General features: G+C 57.8%; 15 protein-coding genes and 1 pseudogene. 8 read left to right on the top strand and 8 right to left on the bottom strand.

Annotated elements, in window-relative coordinates; all coding sequences use genetic code 11:
* The first annotated feature begins 245 nt into the window (after nt 1-245).
* The 3 genes from ACXAEW_RS19095 (at nt 246) to ACXAEW_RS19105 (ending at nt 3,321) form a co-directional block, all read left to right on the top strand.
* On the top strand, nt 246-941 hold the full coding sequence (locus tag ACXAEW_RS19095) for a glutathione S-transferase family protein (RefSeq protein ID WP_474942837.1): 696 nt from the start codon (nt 246-248) through the stop codon (nt 939-941).
* On the top strand, nt 941-2,314 hold the full coding sequence (locus ACXAEW_RS19100) for an L-serine ammonia-lyase (protein ID WP_474942838.1): 1,374 nt from the start codon (nt 941-943) through the stop codon (nt 2,312-2,314). The genes ACXAEW_RS19095 and ACXAEW_RS19100 overlap by 1 nt, the downstream gene beginning before the upstream one ends.
* A 98-nt stretch (nt 2,315-2,412) precedes the next feature.
* On the top strand, nt 2,413-3,321 hold the full coding sequence (locus ACXAEW_RS19105; protein WP_474942839.1) for a DMT family transporter: 909 nt from the start codon (nt 2,413-2,415) through the stop codon (nt 3,319-3,321).
* On the opposite strand, the gene ACXAEW_RS19110 is transcribed toward ACXAEW_RS19105, so the two are convergent.
* Nucleotides 3,318-3,983: a thiamine diphosphokinase gene (locus ACXAEW_RS19110; protein ID WP_474942840.1), complete on the bottom strand. Its 666-nt coding sequence runs from the start codon at nt 3,981-3,983 to the stop codon at nt 3,318-3,320. The two genes, ACXAEW_RS19105 and ACXAEW_RS19110, sit on opposite strands and share 4 nt — an antisense overlap.
* A 137-nt stretch (nt 3,984-4,120) precedes the next feature.
* On the opposite strand from ACXAEW_RS19110, the gene ACXAEW_RS19115 reads away from it, so the two are divergent.
* Complete coding sequence (locus tag ACXAEW_RS19115) at nt 4,121-6,571, top strand: chemotaxis protein CheA (protein WP_474942841.1); 2,451 nt, start codon at nt 4,121-4,123, stop codon at nt 6,569-6,571.
* Nucleotides 6,572-6,656: 85 nt separating this feature from the next.
* Here ACXAEW_RS19115 and ACXAEW_RS19120 read toward each other — a convergent pair whose 3' ends face one another.
* The 5 genes from ACXAEW_RS19120 to nthA all read right to left on the bottom strand — a co-directional run bounded on the left by ACXAEW_RS19120 (nt 6,657) and on the right by nthA (nt 10,000).
* Nucleotides 6,657-6,878 carry a DUF2842 domain-containing protein gene (locus tag ACXAEW_RS19120; RefSeq protein WP_474942842.1) on the bottom strand — a complete coding sequence of 74 codons (222 nt, stop codon included), beginning with the start codon at nt 6,876-6,878 and terminating at the stop codon, nt 6,657-6,659.
* On the bottom strand, nt 6,878-8,191 hold the full coding sequence (locus tag ACXAEW_RS19125) for an adenylosuccinate synthase (RefSeq protein WP_474942843.1): 1,314 nt from the start codon (nt 8,189-8,191) through the stop codon (nt 6,878-6,880). The genes ACXAEW_RS19120 and ACXAEW_RS19125 overlap by 1 nt, the downstream gene beginning before the upstream one ends.
* A gap of 101 nt (nt 8,192-8,292) precedes the next feature.
* On the bottom strand, nt 8,293-8,664 hold the full coding sequence (locus tag ACXAEW_RS19130) for a nitrile hydratase accessory protein (protein ID WP_474942844.1): 372 nt from the start codon (nt 8,662-8,664) through the stop codon (nt 8,293-8,295).
* Entirely contained in the window at nt 8,661-9,347 is a 687-nt protein-coding gene (gene nthB, locus ACXAEW_RS19135; protein WP_474942845.1) for a nitrile hydratase subunit beta, read from the bottom strand. The genes ACXAEW_RS19130 and nthB overlap by 4 nt, the downstream gene beginning before the upstream one ends.
* Nucleotides 9,344-10,000, bottom strand: coding sequence for a nitrile hydratase subunit alpha (nthA, locus tag ACXAEW_RS19140; protein ID WP_474942846.1), 657 nt, complete (start codon nt 9,998-10,000; stop codon nt 9,344-9,346). The genes nthB and nthA overlap by 4 nt, the downstream gene beginning before the upstream one ends.
* Before the next feature lie 172 nt (nt 10,001-10,172).
* Between nthA and secG the strand changes: the two genes are divergently transcribed.
* The 4 genes and pseudogenes from secG to ACXAEW_RS19160 all read left to right on the top strand — a co-directional run.
* Nucleotides 10,173-10,541, top strand: a complete 369-nt coding sequence (secG, locus tag ACXAEW_RS19145; RefSeq protein WP_474942847.1) for a preprotein translocase subunit SecG — start codon at nt 10,173-10,175, stop codon at nt 10,539-10,541.
* Nucleotides 10,542-10,702: 161 nt separating this feature from the next.
* Nucleotides 10,703-12,346 (top strand): CTP synthase, encoded by a 1,644-nt coding sequence (locus ACXAEW_RS19150; RefSeq protein ID WP_474942848.1) that lies wholly within the window; start codon nt 10,703-10,705, stop codon nt 12,344-12,346.
* A gap of 196 nt (nt 12,347-12,542) precedes the next feature.
* Entirely contained in the window at nt 12,543-13,079 is a 537-nt protein-coding gene (locus ACXAEW_RS19155) for a hypothetical protein (protein WP_474942849.1), read from the top strand.
* Between the two features lie 112 nt (nt 13,080-13,191).
* Nucleotides 13,192-13,359, top strand: a pseudogene (locus ACXAEW_RS19160) (IS5/IS1182 family transposase); the annotation flags it as partial.
* 888 nt (nt 13,360-14,247) lie between these two features.
* On the opposite strand, the gene ACXAEW_RS19165 reads toward ACXAEW_RS19160, so the two are convergent.
* Together ACXAEW_RS19165 and ACXAEW_RS19170 are read right to left on the bottom strand one after the other, a co-directional pair.
* The gene (locus ACXAEW_RS19165; protein WP_474942850.1) at nt 14,248-15,204 is read right to left on the bottom strand and encodes a hypothetical protein; all 957 of its coding nucleotides are present in this window, start codon (nt 15,202-15,204) and stop codon (nt 14,248-14,250) included.
* A 10-nt stretch (nt 15,205-15,214) separates the two neighbouring features.
* Complete coding sequence (locus ACXAEW_RS19170) at nt 15,215-16,654, bottom strand: vWA domain-containing protein (RefSeq protein WP_474942851.1); 1,440 nt, start codon at nt 16,652-16,654, stop codon at nt 15,215-15,217.

Genomic DNA, 16,654 nt, shown 5'->3' on the forward strand with positions numbered 1-16,654 from the left:
ATCTTTGCTCACCGGGTTGATCCTTCCCAGTTGCTCCCGCCCACCTGCTGCGCGCCTTTGACAAGGCACGCACCGGGCCGTTGGGCCAGGCGCCGCGCCGCCGAAGGCGGCGCGGCGCTGGTCGCTTTGGGCATGGCCCAAAGCGAAATCCCTCTTGCACCCTATCCTAAAACAGGTACGTGTTTCCGATAGGAAACGTCGCAAACAGACGTCTTGCCTTCTCAAAGACGCCATAGGATATGGCCATGACCCAAAACTACCGCCTCCACTACGCGCCCGACAATGCCTCGTTGATCATTCGCCTGGCACTTGAGGAAATGAACCTCCCCTATGAAACGCTGCTGGTGGACCGCAGCGTATCGGCGCAGCGCAGACCCGACTATCTGGCTTTGAACCCGGCCGGGAAAATCCCAACTCTGGAGACACCTGATGGCGTAATCTCCGAAGTGGGGGCGATCCTCTTATACCTCAGCGAAACCCATGGTCAGATGGCACCCCAAGCGGGCCAAGCGGGTCGGCCGGAGTTTCTGAAATGGCTTTTCTTCACCGCCAACACACTCCACCCTGATCTGATCATGCAGTTCTATGCGCATCGTTATGGCCCCCAGGAGGCTATGGACCATATCCGAGCACAGACTGCACAGCGCTTACGGGACCATTTAGCTCTGCTAGACCAGGCGCTGCGACACGCTCCCTGGAGCGGCGGCGAAACCCCGTCCGTTTTGGACTATTACGTCGTCACATGCCTCCGCTGGGCGGCGCTCTATCCGGTTGGGGAAACAGGCTGGTTCAAGATAGCGGATTATCCGCATCTGTTCGCCCTCTCCCAGCAGTTGGAAACGCGCCCTGCAGCGCAGGCTGCCATCAAAGCGGAGGGCCTTGGCCAAACGCCGTTCTCCGCACCTCACTATGCCAATCCTCCCGAAGGAGTAGCCCTCTGATGTTCCTTTCCGTTTTTGACATGTTCAAAGTGGGAATCGGCCCCTCATCCTCCCACACGATGGGTCCAATGGTGGCAGCCGCACGGTTCCTGGACATGATGCGCGCGGCCCCTTTCGACTGTGCAGGTCTGCGGGCCTCACTGCACGGGTCTCTGGCCTTTACCGGTGTCGGCCACGCCACAGACCGCGCCACGATCCTGGGCCTTGGTGGATTTGAACCTGACAGCTATGATGATACCAAAGCCGAGGCGTTTCTGGCGGAACTGGCCCAAACCGGGCGCATGCAGCTTCCGGGTCTTCCGGAACTGGCCTTTGACCCAAAGAAAGATCTTATTTTTGATTATGAGCGTACGCTCCCGGGTCATGCCAACGGTATGATCCTGATGGCTACGGATGCTCAGGGTGACGTGATCCTGCAGCAGGTGTTTTATTCCATTGGCGGTGGCTTTGTCCTGACAGAGGAAGAGCTGACCGCAGGCAAAGCAACCGATGAGGGCGCACCGGTCCCCTTCCCCTTCAAAACCGCTGTGGAAATGCTGGACATGGCGCAATCCAGTGGTAAGAGCATCGCCCAGATGAAACGCGCCAACGAACTGTCGCGCGGCGGTTCCGACAAATTGGCCAAGGGGACTGCCCGCCTGTGGCAGGTGATGAACGATTGCATCAACCGCGGTCTTGAGCGCGATGGTATCCTTCCGGGCGGTCTCAGTGTGCGTCGGCGCGCCAAGGGGATCTATGACGCGCTGATGGCGGAACGCGGCATGAACCTGACCGCACCGCATACCATCAACGACTGGATGAGCGTCTATGCCATGGCGGTGAATGAGGAAAACGCCGCGGGTGGTCAGGTCGTGACAGCGCCGACCAATGGCGCGGCTGGTGTTCTTCCTGCGGTGTTGCGCTACTATCTGGATCATGTGCCGGGGGCTTCTGAGAAACACATCGAAGACTTTCTGCTGACGGCTGCCGCAATCGGTGGGCTGGTCAAATTCAACGCTTCAATCTCAGGAGCCGAAGCTGGCTGTCAGGCCGAAGTCGGCTCTGCCGCTGCCATGGCTGCTGCGGGTCTTTGTGCGGTGATGGGGGGAACCCCCAAACAAGTAGAGAACGCAGCCGAAATAGCGCTGGAGCACCATCTCGGCATGACCTGTGACCCAGTCAAAGGGCTTGTGCAGGTGCCCTGTATCGAACGCAATGGTCTGGGCGCAATCAAGGCGGTCTCGGCCGCGTCCCTGGCGCTGCGCGGTGATGGAAATCATTTCGTACCGCTGGATTCGGTGATCGAGACCATGCGCCAGACAGGCAACGACATGCATGAGAAGTACAAGGAGACCTCGCTTGGCGGTCTGGCTGTCAACGTACCAAACTGCTGACACCCTAGCATGACGCGGGCTCTTCTCGGAACAATTCTGAATTGTGCAAAATCGAACTTTGACTTGCTGTAGTTGATCTCTGGCGCTAGCGTCTGTGCATGACCACAGACCGTCCCATCATTGGCGTGCTCTTGATGCTTGGCTTTTGTGTTGTTGCCCCCATGGGTGACGCCGTGGCCAAGCTCCTGGGCGGCACACCTCTGGCGCAAGTTATCTTTGTGCGCTTTGCCTTGCAGGCGCTTATCCTCTTCCCGCTGATCTGGATTACAGGCCGAAGCTGTTCAATCCCGCGCGATGCCGTGGGGCTGGTGGTGTTGCGAACTCTCATGCATATGCTGGGCATCGCCTTGATGTTCACGGCGCTGAAATTTCTGCCTCTCGCGGATGCTGTGGCCATTGCTTTTGTCTGCCCCTTCATCCTTCTGCTTTTGGGCTGGCTATTTATGAACGAAGTCATTGGCCCCCACCGTCTGCTGGCCTGCGCGGTCGGATTTGCCGGGGCGCTGATGGTGATCCAGCCGAGTTTTTCCGATGTGGGATGGCCTGCCTTTCTGCCGCTTGGCACGGCGGTGATCTTTGCGCTTTTCATCATAACAACCCGAAGTGTGGCCAAGGTCACTGACCCTATTGGCCTTCAGGCCGTGTCCGGGGTGATCGCCTGCGCCCTTATGCTACCGGTTCTGTATTTCGGGCGGTGGCTTGACGAACCCGCGCTGCATTGGGCCTCTGTGGACAATATGCAATGGGTTCTCTTGGTCCTGATCGGGCTATTGGGCACTGCGGCGCATCTGCTGATGACCTGGAGCCTGCGGTTTGCTCCATCGGCAACGCTTGCCCCCTTGCAATATATCGAAATGCCGGTGGCAACGCTGATCGGCTGGCTCGTTTTCAATCAATGGCCGAATTGGCTGGCCGGAATTGGCATAGCCGTTACGATGTGCGCGGGCCTATACGCCATTTGGCGCGAGCGACTGGAAGTCCTGAGCTCTGCGCCCAGCAACGCTTAACGGCGCTGCGCCAGCTGCTCAATCACGGCCAGCAGATGCCGCTTGGGCAGGATGGCGATCAACCCCGGCCCATCGACCTCAAGCCGGATGGGTCCAATCGCCCGGTTCGAAGTACCAATCTGCCCCATCGGTTCCATCTGCAAACCGTCAATCGGCCACTCAAGCCCGGTTGATCTGCCCCCAACCGCCTGCATTGGAAACAGCGACACAACCTCCCCCGCGCGACACGGGATTTCCACCGGAGCAACAATATGAAACAGGATTTCCTGCGCGCCAATCAGGATGCAGGGACTGGGATGATCCTGCACCAATACGTTCAACGCCGCCAACTGATGATCAACCCGCGCGCCCAGGAACCCAACCGCCAGAACAACGGGCGCAGATACGCTGCGCAGCGCCTTGTCAAAATCTGTGGTGTCCTGTTCTGAAACATGCAACAGACGGCTGTCGCCCAGCTTCGCACGCGCACGCGGTGAAATGGAATCAAAATCCCCCACCACAAAATCCGGCAAAACACCTTGATTCAAAGCGGAATCCGCGCCACCATCCGCGGCGACAACAACCGGAGCCAGTGTAACTGCGGATGCCAAATCCGCCGGATCAAGCTCCCCCCCGCCCACAAGCGTTACTGATTTTTCATCTTCAACAATATGGATTTTCATCCCTTATTCCTTGCAGATTTGGAAACAAGCCACAATCTGAACACAAAATGATACGATCAATTGCACGGATTCGGACTGAATTTGTCGTCCTGACCAATATGGTGAACAAGATGACTTTGGCGAGGACGAGCTGAACAATGGTACAGAACAATAAGGTACTAACGGTATCCTACGGGACTTTTTCCTGTACGCTGGAGGGTTTTGAAGATTCCTTTGGCACCATGAAGGCGATCGCAGAGTATTTCCGCGATCTCGCCTCTGATGACAGATATTTTGGTGCAGAGCCACCGCAACCGGACGCTGATATGCTGGCGCGTATTGCGCAGCGTGAGATTGCCCGCCAAGTCGAAGCGCGCACATCAAAAGAAGGCATCCACCTTCGGGCCGCCACGCCTGCTACACCGCCCGCAGCTGCGCCGACGCCGGTTGCAGAACCAGCTCCGCGCGAATTGGCAGTAACCGAACCAGGCGAAGTGGATTTCTTTGTCGACCCTGCCTTAGCCCAACACCAGACTGAGGCTGCTCCAGCCGGTGCAGATACTTCAGCTGAGCCCGTAGATGCCTATAGCATCGAAGGCAGCGAAGAAGAGCCTTTTGCCGACGACTTTGAGGACCATTTTGAAGACAGCGCGGTCGCTGAAGCCGCGGTTGCACCTGAGGCACCTGCAGCAGGCCAGCTCGTCGAAACACCTCCGGGTGAGGTCGACTTCTTTGTCGCACCCGAAGAAGCCAAAGAGATCGCAGAAACCGCCGACACACCTGCCGAAGCGGCCTATAGCATTGCGGGCAGCACCGAAGAGCCCTTTGCAGATGAGCTTGAAGACGAAGTGTTCGCCGAAGACGTTGTAACTGCGCGCGCAGATGCAGCAGATGCAACGGACACACTCGTGGAAACACCTCCGGGTGAGGTCGACTTCTTTATCGCACCCGAAGAAGCCAAAGAGATCGCAGAAACCGCCGAGGCACCTGCCGAAGCGACCTATAGCTTTGAGGGCAGCACCGAAGAGCCCTTTGCGGATGAGCTTGAAGACGAAGTTTTCGCCGAAGACGTTGTAACTGCTCGCGCAGATGCAGCGGGTGCAACGGACACACTCGTGGAAACACCTCCGGGTGAGGTCGACTTCTTTGTCGCGCCCGAAGAAGCCAAAGAGATCGCAGAAACTGCCGAAGCGGCCTATGAAGACGCCACAGATGATCAAAACGACGCGGTTGCGGAGACTGTAGATCTTGATCAGATCGCAGCCGTGGTTGCGGCCAGCGCAAGCGCTGAAGCGGCAGACGATGTGCAAGAGATCGAAGCCGAAGAGGTTGCCAAACCGGAACCTGCCAAACCCGCCCCCAACAGCATCGCCGCAAAGCTGCAGCGCATCCGGGCCGTTGTCTCACGCACCCCGGCAGAGGAGTTTTCCGAAGATCAGCACGCAGAGGCTGTTACCAAAAAAGCCGCCGACGCCATTGCCGAGATTGCCGAAGACATCAATGCAACTGTGAATGCCGAAGAGGATGAAGCAGATGCAGCGCCAGACGCAGCCGAGCAAGACAACGATACGCTGATCACCCGCGCACTGGAAGAATTGCAGAGCACGCCGAAACCGGGCAAGGTCGACGCCACAGATGAGCCCGAGGCGGAGGACGCAGCAGCACAGCCCCGTCGTGCCCGCATCATTCGCGTCCGTCGGGGCATCACCAAGCCAACGGAAACAGTGGCAGAAGCCGCAGCTGCTCCGGCTGGCCCGGCCTCGACCCTCAGCGAAGCCGATGAAAATGATCTGCGCCGCGAACTGGCAGAGGTCGAAGCTGAATTGCTGGCCGCGACACGCGCCGATGCCGAAGCCAAAGACGCTGCGATGGCCGAAGAAGAGGACGCGGCAGAGCAACCTCAAGCCGAAGCCCCGGTTTCCCGCAGCGCCAAATCCAAGGACGCTCCCGACAGCGATGTCTCCCGCCTGATGGCTGCCGCAGACGAAAAACTGGGCGACCCCAACACGGCCTCTTCGCGCGAGACCTACAGCCATATGCGCGCAGCGGTTGCCGCAGCGCAAGGAGATCCCGAGGCCAGTGCAGAGGACGCCGAAAAAGACTACCGCGAGGATCTGGCCAGCGTTGTGCACCCGCGCCGTCCGGTTGTCCGCCGCAAAGCCGCGCGCCCGGAGCCTTCAGAAAACCGCCCTTCGCCGCTGAAACTGGTGGCCGAACAGCGTGTTGCCGAAGCCCCGGCGGTAGAGGCTGCACCTTCTGCCCCTGTTAGCCCCCGCCGCGTGCGGACCGAGGCGAAACCGACCTCGGCAGAAGCCTTCAACTCCGACACAGGCTTTGCCAAATATGTGCAGGAAACCGGCGCAGTGGAACTGCAGGAGCTTCTTGAAGCCGCCGCCTCCTACCTCAGCTTTGTCAAAGGTCAGGATGTGTTCTCTCGCCCCGAGCTGATCAACAAGGTCCGCGCAACCGGAACGGAGTTCAACCGCGAAGACAGCATGCGTTCCTTCGGCCAGCTTCTCCGCGACGGCAAGATCGCCCGCAAAAACAACGGCCGTTTTGCCGCCTCCGATCAGATTGGGTTCCAGCCGCAGGACCGCGCGGCTGGCTAAGCCGCAAAAGGACTGCAAAAACTGCAAAAGCCGTGGGGTATCCCACGGCTTTTTCCATTTAGGTCAGGCAGATGTAACGCAAATATCAGGCGTCCGGATCTTCCTTGCCAACGCCGCGAAACACAAAGCGGAAGGGCAGGATCCACAAGATCCCCAGCCCCACATAGATCCCCAGTTCCAGCAGGATAGAGGGGCGCTCAAACAGCGCCACCACATTCACCGCAACCAGAATATAAAGCGGCATCCCGATCAACAGGATCACCAGAGACCAGCGCCGCCGCGCCTTATAGCTCAGCTCTTTTGCCATCAGTCCGCAAACGGGTCAGTGACCAGAATGGTATCCTCCCGCTCCGGGCTGGTGGACAAAAGCGCCACAGGGCATTCGATCAGCTCTTCTACCCGTTTGACGTATTTGATCGCATTGGCTGGCAGGTCATTCCAGCTGCGCGCCCCTTCGGTCGATTCACTCCAACCCGGCATCTCTTCATAGATCGGGGTGCAGCGCGCCTGCTGGTCGGCTGCGGTAGGAAGATAATCCAGCCGTTCTCCGTCCAGGTCATAGGCGACACAGATTTTCAGGGTCTCAAACCCGTCCAGAACGTCCAGCTTGGTCAGGCAGATGCCTTTGATACCCGAGGTCGCACAGGTCTGACGCACCAGAGCCGCATCAAACCAGCCACAGCGGCGCTGACGGCCGGTGGTGGTGCCAAACTCATGGCCGCGCGTGCCCAGACGCTCACCATCCGCATCCGGTTTGCCATCCGCGTCCAGAAGCTCGGTCGGGAAGGGTCCCTCACCCACACGGGTGGTATAGGCTTTTACGATGCCCAGCACATAATCAATCGAGCCCGGACCAATACCAACACCGGTTGCCGCCTGGCCTGCAATTACATTGGAGGAGGTCACAAAGGGGTATGTCCCGAAATCAATGTCCAAAAGCGCGCCTTGTGCACCTTCAAACAGGATCCGCTTACCCGCTTTGCGCTTTTCGTTCAGAACTTTCCACACCGGCGCCGCATAGGGCAGAATCTGGCCAGCGATGTCTTTCAACTGTGCAATCAACGCATCGCGGTCGATGGGTTCCACACCCAGACCTTTGCGCAGCGGATCATGGTGCTGCAAAGCGCGGTCCACACGTGCGATCAGCGTCGCCTCATCCGCCAGATCCGCCACCCGCACGGCACGACGGCCCACTTTATCCTCATAGGCCGGGCCAATGCCCCGACCGGTGGTGCCAATCTTGGTCCCCTTGGAGGCCGCCTCCTCGCGGGCGCGGTCCAGCTCCCCATGGAGCGGCAGGATCAGCGGGGTATTTTCCGCAATCATCAGGGTTTCCGGCGTGATCTCAACACCTTGCGCGCGCACGGTCTCGATCTCTTTCATCAGGTGCCAGGGGTCCAGCACCACGCCATTGCCGATCACAGACAGCTTGCCACCGCGCACAACGCCCGACGGCAGCGCGTGCAGCTTGTAGACCTTACCATCAATGACAAGCGTATGGCCCGCATTATGGCCGCCCTGGAAGCGCGCAATTACATCGGCGCGTTCGCTGAGCCAGTCAACGATCTTGCCTTTTCCCTCATCGCCCCACTGGGCGCCCACTACCACGACATTGGCCATCTCAGGTCCTTTGCATGCAGGTTAAAACCGACGCCCCGTATAGCGAGCGCGGCTGCCAAGGGGAACCGAAAAGTGTAACAGCGGGATTACAGTTCTTTTGCTCAGTATTTTGCACCGTCTTTTGCGTTGTCAAAGTTCAAACAGACCGGATCCCCGTGCGGGGTGGCACGATAGGCCGCTTCCCAGGCCTCCCGCATCTCCTGCATCTCCCCGGCGGCCACATCCGCGGTCTCAGCCATGAGGACCTCAAGCGTTTCCAGCCAGGCCGTGAAATAATCTGAACCGCCATCCAGCTCGCGCGCCAGCCCGTGGCGTTTTAGTGTCGCGGAAAACCGCTCCACCCACTCGGCCCAGGTAAACCGACCCGCCTCATTCAAATGCACCGTCAAAGCAAAGACCTGCGCATGCCACGGTTCGGCAAAAACGGGTTCGGTCCCGCCGTGAGGTAAACATACTGTCGATACGGCACTCACGTGGACACAGGCTCCAGATAGCTCTGCCACAGGTCCAGCACCACGTCATCGTGATCATCCTCGGCAATCACCCACAGCGCATTGGACGGGAAAGCCACTGCATAAAGAGGCTCTGGCGCTTCTCCCAAACCATGCGCGCTGCGGTCGGGAAAAACATGGGTGCCGTGGTAGCGCAGCACTTTGCCCACCGCGCCCGCAGCATAAGACGGCAGACGCGTGTGCCCCCCATCCACAAATCGGTTACCTGCATGGGCCACAGCCCGCACGCTGTCACCCGGTTTGAACACAGGCTTCACTGGGCTCTCGCGTTCAGCCGGGCCACCCGCAGCCAACATCCCGGCCACGCGCTCTGCTACCAGCTTGCGCCCAGCCAAAGCGTGTATGTCCGCCGCAGCCGCGGGATCAGCCAGATCAGCAACCGTAAGCACACCAGTTTCCACCAACAGGTCGGCAAGGCCCGCCAGCCACTTCTCATAGTAGGAAAACCGCATGTAATCCTGGGGTGACAAACATTCGCGTGCATGACGCGAGACGTCGATATTCCATTGCCCAAGCGCAGCAGAGGCCAAGGTGACAGCCAGGGCGCGACCGTGCCAGTCTTCCTTGAAGACCGGCGCGTCCGGTGCATCAACCACCACCGGACCATCGCCGAAACGTCCGCCCATATCGTGAACCCGGCTCATGGCGCAACCTCTGACGCAGTGAAGACATCTGGCACAGTGACCAAGGCGGTGCCCACCATACTATCGCGGCTGACCAATGCGGCCAGCGCGTGCTCATCCATATCTTCGGTGCCCGCGGGCCGCATCGGCAACACAAGATAGCGCACCTCTGCGGTCGAATCCCACACCCGCACCTTTGTTCCCTTGGGCAAGGTCACGCCGAAATCAGCAAGCACCTTGCGCGGCTCTCGCACGGCGCGGGCGCGATAGGCGTCCGATTTGTACCAGGCAGGCGGGATGCCCAGAACCGGCCACGGGTAACAGGAGCATAATGTACATACGACCATGTTATGGATCTCGGGCGTGTTCTCCACTACGACCATATGTTCCCCTTGCCGACCATAGATATCCATGCCGCGCAAAACAGCATCCGCGTCTTCCAGCAATTCAGCTTTGAACGCCGGATCACTCCAGGCTTTCGCCACCACCCGGGCACCATTCTGCGGACCGATTTTATTCTGATAGATGTCGATGATTTCATCCAATGCAGCCGGATCCACCAGCCCCCGTCGGGTCAGAATCGTCTCAAGCGCCTTCACCCGCAGCGCCGGATCCGGCGGCAGATGGGCATGAGGGTGGTGCGGGTCATGTGAATGAGGATCGTCATGGGCCATGTGCAAAACCCTGCGCGCCATCCGCCGAAATTTCCAGTAAAATTTGGGTGTTCCCTTCCGTCAAACGCCCGCGACAAAACAGATAGGCCGCTCATTTGAAACTCCGCCCTTGCCCCTTCCGGCGTTTCCCCCTATTTACCGCCCGATAGTCAGCCAACCGCCGCAGGATCACATGGAAAACGTTGTTCTCATCATCCACCTTCTTCTGGCTCTGGGCCTGATTGCCGTCGTTCTGCTTCAGCGGTCCGAAGGTGGCGGCCTTGGCATGGGTGGCGGCGGTGGCAATGGGGCTGTATCGGGCCGCGCCGCAGCAACCGCGATGAGCAAACTGACCTGGATCCTGGCCGCTGCCTTTATCTGTACGTCGATCACCCTCACGGTGATTTCCGCGCAAAAGGCAGGCAACTCATCTATCTTTGACGGCGGGCTGCTGCCGACACGCAATGAGGCACCGGCCGAAGCTCCTGTTGCTCCGCTGGGCAATGATCTGCTGCCGCCTTCTGCTGGCGACAATGCACCGCTGGTTCCCAGCGCCGACTGATCCACAAGACTTAGAATAAAAAACGGGAACCGTAACAGCATCTTGCGGTTCCCTTGCGTTTCTTGCGCGAATCTCATATATACTGAAGTCCCGTGATGCCGTGGTTTTTTAACCATTGGGTCTTCTTATTTTTTGAACTCTCACGGGGGCTGCCGACACTCATGGCGCGTTTCATCTTCATCACTGGTGGTGTTGTTTCTTCGCTGGGCAAAGGCCTGGCATCCGCCGCATTGGGCGCATTGTTGCAAGCACGTGGATATTCGGTCCGCCTGCGCAAGCTGGATCCCTACCTGAACGTCGACCCGGGCACCATGTCGCCCTTTGAACACGGCGAGGTCTTTGTGACCGATGACGGCGCAGAAACCGATCTGGACCTGGGCCACTATGAACGTTTCACCGGCGTGCCCGCACGCAAGACTGACTCGATCTCATCCGGCCGGATCTACACCAATGTGCTGGAAAAAGAGCGCCGCGGCGACTATCTGGGCAAAACCATTCAGGTGATCCCGCATGTCACCAATGAGATCAAAGACTTCATCTCCATCGGCGAAGACGAAGTTGACTTCATGCTCTGCGAAATCGGCGGCACCGTGGGCGACATCGAAGGCCTGCCTTTCTTTGAAGCGATCCGCCAGTTCGCCCAGGACAAGCCGCGCGGTGAGTGTATCTTTATGCACCTCACCCTCCTGCCCTATATCAAAGCCTCCGGCGAGCTGAAGACCAAACCGACCCAGCACTCGGTCAAGGAACTGCGATCCATTGGTCTGGCCCCCGATATCCTCGTCTGCCGCTCCGAAGGGCCGATCCCCAAGAAGGAGCGTGAGAAACTCGCCCTCTTCTGTAACGTGCGCCCTGACAGTGTGATCGCCGCCCAGGACCTGAAATCCATCTACGAGGCGCCCCTCGCCTATCACCGCGAAGGTCTGGATCAGGCCGTGCTGGACGCCTTTGGCATCGCCCCGGCCCCCAAACCCAACCTCAGCCGCTGGGAAGATGTGGCCGACCGCATCTATAACCCCGAGGGCGAAGTGCGCGTTGCCATCGTTGGCAAATACACCCAGCTGGAAGATGCCTATAAATCCATCGCCGAGGCGCTGACTCACGGCGGCATGGCCAACCGCGTCAAGGTGCGCATCGAATGGGTCGACGCCGAGCTTTTTGACCGCGAAGACCCCACCCCGCATCTGCAGGGCTTTCACGCCATCCTCGTCCCCGGTGGCTTTGGCGAACGCGGCACCGAGGGCAAGATCAAGGCCGCCCAATACGCCCGCGAAAACAACGTCCCCTATCTGGGCATCTGCCTCGGCATGCAAATGGCCGTGATCGAGGCCGCCCGCAACGTCGCGGGCATCGCGGAAGCCGGCTCCGAGGAATTCGACCACGAAGCAGGCAAGAAACGCTTTGAACCGGTTGTCTACCACCTCAAGGAATGGGTGCAGGGCAACCACAAGGTCGAACGCAAGGTCGGCGACGACAAGGGCGGCACCATGCGCCTTGGCGCCTATGACGCCACTCTGACCGAGGGCTCAAACGTCGCCGCCGTCTATGGCGCAACCGCAATCGAGGAACGCCACCGCCACCGGTATGAGGTCGACACCAAATACCGCGAGAAACTGGAGGCCTGCGGGCTGAACTTCTCCGGCATGTCCCCCGACGGCAGCCTGCCCGAGATCGTGGAATGGGCCGACCACCCCTGGTTCATCGGCGTCCAGTTCCACCCGGAACTGAAATCCAAACCGTTCGATCCCCACCCGCTGTTCAAAGACTTCGTCCGCGCCGCGAAAGAAGCGTCCCGCCTAGTGTGATCTCCACGCTGTTTCAGACAGGGTAGAAATGAAGGAACGCCTCGGAGAATTTCGAGGAGTTCCTTTTTTATGGCCACCTTTATTCTTACAAGTCGAGCTACTTATCGAAAAAGGCAGAAATTTCATTCCCGACCTGCTTGCCAAAATTTCCTAGGTTCGCTTTAAGGTAGCTTGAATATGCAAATTTGGAACTAAAATGAAAACTCATTTACTTTCTTTGGCTGTCGCGGGAATTCTTCTCGCAGCGTGCGACACCTATTCCCCTCAACAGTATCAAAGCAACCCATCCAATGTAATTGCCTTGCAAGCATTGGCTGCGTCAGGAAAAAGGGCCTCTGTAGGTTCAGTTACAACCGCGGAAGGTGTGGTAGCCAATCCAACTTGCCGTTTAGCTGGTCCGATCGATGTAGGTGGCGGAATTTCAGTAACCGACGCAATTAAACAAGCGTTCCAAGCTGAACTATTGGCAGGAAACGTTTTCAGTCCACGCGGCACTCACATTGACGTCGTTTTGACCGAACTAAAACCTGACTCTTTCTCAGGCAATTGGACAATTGGTTTGACTATTTCGTCGAGCAAGGGACAAGGCTTCAACGTTAAAAACGTTCATAAATTCAGCACCAGTTTCTCTGCAGCGGCAGCTTGCAACAACACAGCTGATGCATTCAACCGTGCGCTTGCCTCTTCCATTAATAAGATTGTGACAGACCCACGCTTTAAAGCTCTTCTGTAAACAAGGCTTGTGTGAAACTGGCCCGCTGGAATTGGCGGGCCAGAAAAACGATATTTCTGTGACCAGGCCTATAGGTTCGACCCGCGTGATCTCGGCGACGCAATGGGAGCGGGCAAAGGCCGCACTGGATCGCCAAGACATGAGCGCCGTCGCCGACAAGAGATCCTTTAGCGGACGCGAAATTCTCGCCAGCCACGACGCGGGAATTACACCGACCCTCGCCCGCCCTGAGACCTCGGGCAGCCGCAAGAACGGCATGTTTGTGAAGGCCGACTTTGTCTAACGTACAAGACGATACCTATACCTGCGCCAGTGGCAAAGAGCGCAGGATCACCCGCTGGGAACATGAGCATCTGGTGGAGGACATGTGGGACCGAATGAACCGAAATCCTGCCTTGATGACGCTGCGCCGCGCGACGGCCGAGCATCCATTCAGCACCATCGAGGCTTGGATGGGAGCGACACACTTCCGGTTGCGACACTTGACAAACTACGCACCGAGATGTCCCTGCATGTGCGTGACTACAAAATCAAGCACATGCAGGGACATGATCGGCGTAAGAAAGTTTCTGGCGGCAAACCCGAGCTAAAATGGTCTTTCGCGCTCAAACCAGTACCAGGAAGGGTCAATAGAGGCCAGTCATCCGTGCCAAGTCGGCGCTACAAGCAATATTACCACGCGGCAAAGCGATGTCTTGAAGGATCGGGACGAAGCCGCTCAGCAGAACACCAGCAGGCAATTTTTTACTCTGCATCAGCGCGGAGACGACAAACATGCAAGGCGGATCAATGCCACTGCTGCAGGCGCGAAAGGAATCGACGGGTTTCCCCCTAGGTCGGCTCACCTCGTGGAAGCATCACCCAACAAAGGTCAAGAGAGGACCAAACGCCGAACAGAGCCAAATGAAAAATGCGATCTCACAGGGAAGCAGCTCATCGGCCTAGGCCACAAGTTCCGTACCTGTCTAGAGTTTGTAGCGGGTCTCTGCCTGAAAAAGGTGAACCAGTCTTGTTGCGGTAAAGGGAAAGCGGGGAAGATTGCTAACCCTCACCGGACATTGCTTTGCACAGTCTTGGGGACAGTCGGAATACAAACCGCTTCTTACAAGGGCACAATCAGATCACTTTGGGCTTGCTGGGCAGCTGCGACCCAATCCAGCTTTTCGCATCATTGAGTGGCGGTCCCCTCTTTGGCCCAGGTCTGCCTGTCTGCTAACATCTGTTCCAATGCCTGCGACATACGGCCAGGCAGCTCATCCTTGTGAAGGATAAACAGATAGAAGCACGTAAAATATAGGCTTTTTGCTAAAACAGTCGCCGCGGCGATGAAGGAGGACAGAATAAAGCTCAGAGCAAGAAGCCCAAGCGCAGGGAGGGTGTTTACCGGAACCTCACCGAACTCTGCCAGAAAGGTAGCTGGTAGGTTTTCGGCAAAAACATAGCCCATCGCGCCGCCTCCAAATAGGCCAAACACCACACCGCCAGCAAACAAACCTTGTGCCACCCCTCCAATCAGATCTATGCCGATCACTCCCGCCAGTGTCTCCGGCACATAGCTGCGCAGTGCCTTCAGGCGGGCGACGAGGACTTTGACGCCCCCCCGCTCTACCACGATGGCTGATATGCCAAAATTGGATACCAGATCCCAAACTTCGGCGACCACAAAGGTCAACAACGCAACCAAAAAACCGAAAAAACCCTCTTGTTTGCTGTCTGATGCGCGGCGTACGAAATACGAGACAAGCCCGATGAATATGAGGGAAAACAGATTACCTAACAGGGTCTTGGCAATTTCCTTGCCGCTGATCCGGCCGTCGATCAACGCATCTCGCGCCATCTGGCTCATAGCGGCTTGCAGAAAAGTCTGGACCAGAATTTCGATCGGCAGGTAGACCATGAAGATTAGCATCGCGGCAAATGCGCGGTCCCAGTCCTGGGTGACAAAGCCCAGATAGAGCAGATACAGTGCCAGAAGCCCACGTCCTGCCTTGACCAGGAAAAGAAGGATGAAAGGCAGAGCCACTTTCGTATCGGTTCCAAGCACAGACAGTGAAGCCCGGATCATCGCGCCAATGCGACCTGTCTTGGCCCCGAACAAGGGCAAGAGTTTTGAGACGATTTCCATTTTTCGCAGCCTATCTAACGGTGATGGACCGTGTGGCTACGATACGGTCTCCTTCGGCATAGAAAAACCGCAGCTCATATTGGCCTGGTTCCTGCGGCGCGGTGAGACGCGTAAGGTGGCTTTCAGTGTGGGCATACGTAACCACATGTGGAAGTGGTTCACCTGGTATTGCCAGCGCAATATAGTCAGCCGGATTGGGCGCAATTCCCGTCCACAGCACTGCAAACTCTTCTCCGGGAGTAACCTCTGGTTGCGCCTTCAGCTTCAGATCTGGGTCCGATAGGGTGATTGGAGTTCGGTCCAACACCTCCCAGGGATCTGTGGTGGCAATAAAGACAATCTCATAGTCTCCAGGCTGGGATGGCAGACGCAACTCCTGCTGCTCTGGCCCATTGGTTTCGAAATAGAAACTCGTGGCAGGAAATCCATCGGCTTTTGGTGCAATACCGATAAAGTCCTTCTCTGAGCCGCGCCCTTGCCAGCTCACCGTCACAGATCCGCCGGTGGTTCCGGTTGTGGGGGCACTGACTGAGGCTTGCATCGGGGTCACTTTCAGCGCTTGCCGCGCCAAAACCTCACCTGTCTCGGATCGCACATAGACGATATCATAGCTGCCCTCTTTTGTGGGGGTCGGCATGGGCGCAGGATTGCCGTGGTCAATGCCTATGCGCGATGAAAAGGCCCCGACGTCAGCCCCAGGGGCCAGAGTTCCCACCCAATCGCCCTCTTCTCCCGGAGCTTGCCAATGGATGTCGATCACACGGCCAGCCTGTGCGGAAGTGGGGCCAGAGAGCGTCGCGGCAGCAGTTTTCTCCGCAGATTCTGAAGCGGGTGTTGCAACTTGGGCAAGTGCCGCTGACAGGGCTGCAGCGTCCGAAGCATCGCGATACTCTCCACCAGTGTTTTCAGCCAGACATTGCAATTGGGCCCGCGCCGCTTCGTCAGCTATGCCAAAGCCAATTGCGTGCAGCGTAAAGTCCACGCCAATGGCCTCCAAATTCGTTCCAACCGCACAAGGGTCAAGACCGCACGTTTCCTTGCCGTCAGAGATCAGAATGACGGTTGCTTTTTCTTCGCTGTAACGTAGGGCTTCGGCCGCTTGAAGTACGGCTGCGGACAGTGGTGTCTTGCCTTTTGGGCTAATGTCAGCCACGGCATCCGCAATCGCCTCACGCGTATCTGCCCCGGGCGCAATCAATTGCTCAATATCACTGCAATCGCCTTTGCGCCGGTGCCCGTATACCATCAGTCCAAGTTCCTGGGAGCGGTGCAGATTTTCAAGCAATCCCCGCAAAACGGTCTGGGCGATAGTGATTTTGGCTGTGCCGTCAATTTGTCCCCACATCGAACCAGACGCATCCAGTACTAAGGTGCTGCGGCTTAGGTCTTGCGCGGCCAAAGGCGACATCAGAATGGCCAAAACGGCGGAGGCTATCAGTCTATATCGCAT

The sequence above is a fragment of the Epibacterium sp. ABZ3_068 genome (assembly GCF_056159265.1).

What these genes read in the sequence shown, in the direction of transcription:
- ACXAEW_RS19095 (WP_474942837.1), top strand. Translation starts at nt 246, where the DNA reads ATGACCCAAAACTACCGCCTCCACTACGCGCCCGACAATGCCTCGTTG.
- ACXAEW_RS19165 (WP_474942850.1), bottom strand. Translation starts at nt 15,204, where the DNA reads ATGGAAATCGTCTCAAAACTCTTGCCCTTGTTCGGGGCCAAGACAGGT.
- ACXAEW_RS19105 (WP_474942839.1), top strand. Translation starts at nt 2,413, where the DNA reads ATGACCACAGACCGTCCCATCATTGGCGTGCTCTTGATGCTTGGCTTT.
- ACXAEW_RS19120 (WP_474942842.1), bottom strand. Translation starts at nt 6,878, where the DNA reads ATGGCAAAAGAGCTGAGCTATAAGGCGCGGCGGCGCTGGTCTCTGGTG.
- ACXAEW_RS19100 (WP_474942838.1), top strand. Translation starts at nt 941, where the DNA reads ATGTTCCTTTCCGTTTTTGACATGTTCAAAGTGGGAATCGGCCCCTCA.
- ACXAEW_RS19155 (WP_474942849.1), top strand. Translation starts at nt 12,543, where the DNA reads ATGAAAACTCATTTACTTTCTTTGGCTGTCGCGGGAATTCTTCTCGCA.
- nthB (WP_474942845.1), bottom strand. Translation starts at nt 9,347, where the DNA reads ATGAGCCGGGTTCACGATATGGGCGGACGTTTCGGCGATGGTCCGGTG.
- ACXAEW_RS19115 (WP_474942841.1), top strand. Translation starts at nt 4,121, where the DNA reads ATGGTACAGAACAATAAGGTACTAACGGTATCCTACGGGACTTTTTCC.
- ACXAEW_RS19150 (WP_474942848.1), top strand. Translation starts at nt 10,703, where the DNA reads ATGGCGCGTTTCATCTTCATCACTGGTGGTGTTGTTTCTTCGCTGGGC.
- ACXAEW_RS19110 (WP_474942840.1), bottom strand. Translation starts at nt 3,983, where the DNA reads ATGAAAATCCATATTGTTGAAGATGAAAAATCAGTAACGCTTGTGGGC.
- ACXAEW_RS19125 (WP_474942843.1), bottom strand. Translation starts at nt 8,191, where the DNA reads ATGGCCAATGTCGTGGTAGTGGGCGCCCAGTGGGGCGATGAGGGAAAA.
- secG (WP_474942847.1), top strand. Translation starts at nt 10,173, where the DNA reads ATGGAAAACGTTGTTCTCATCATCCACCTTCTTCTGGCTCTGGGCCTG.
- ACXAEW_RS19170 (WP_474942851.1), bottom strand. Translation starts at nt 16,654, where the DNA reads ATGCGATATAGACTGATAGCCTCCGCCGTTTTGGCCATTCTGATGTCG.
- nthA (WP_474942846.1), bottom strand. Translation starts at nt 10,000, where the DNA reads ATGGCCCATGACGATCCTCATTCACATGACCCGCACCACCCTCATGCC.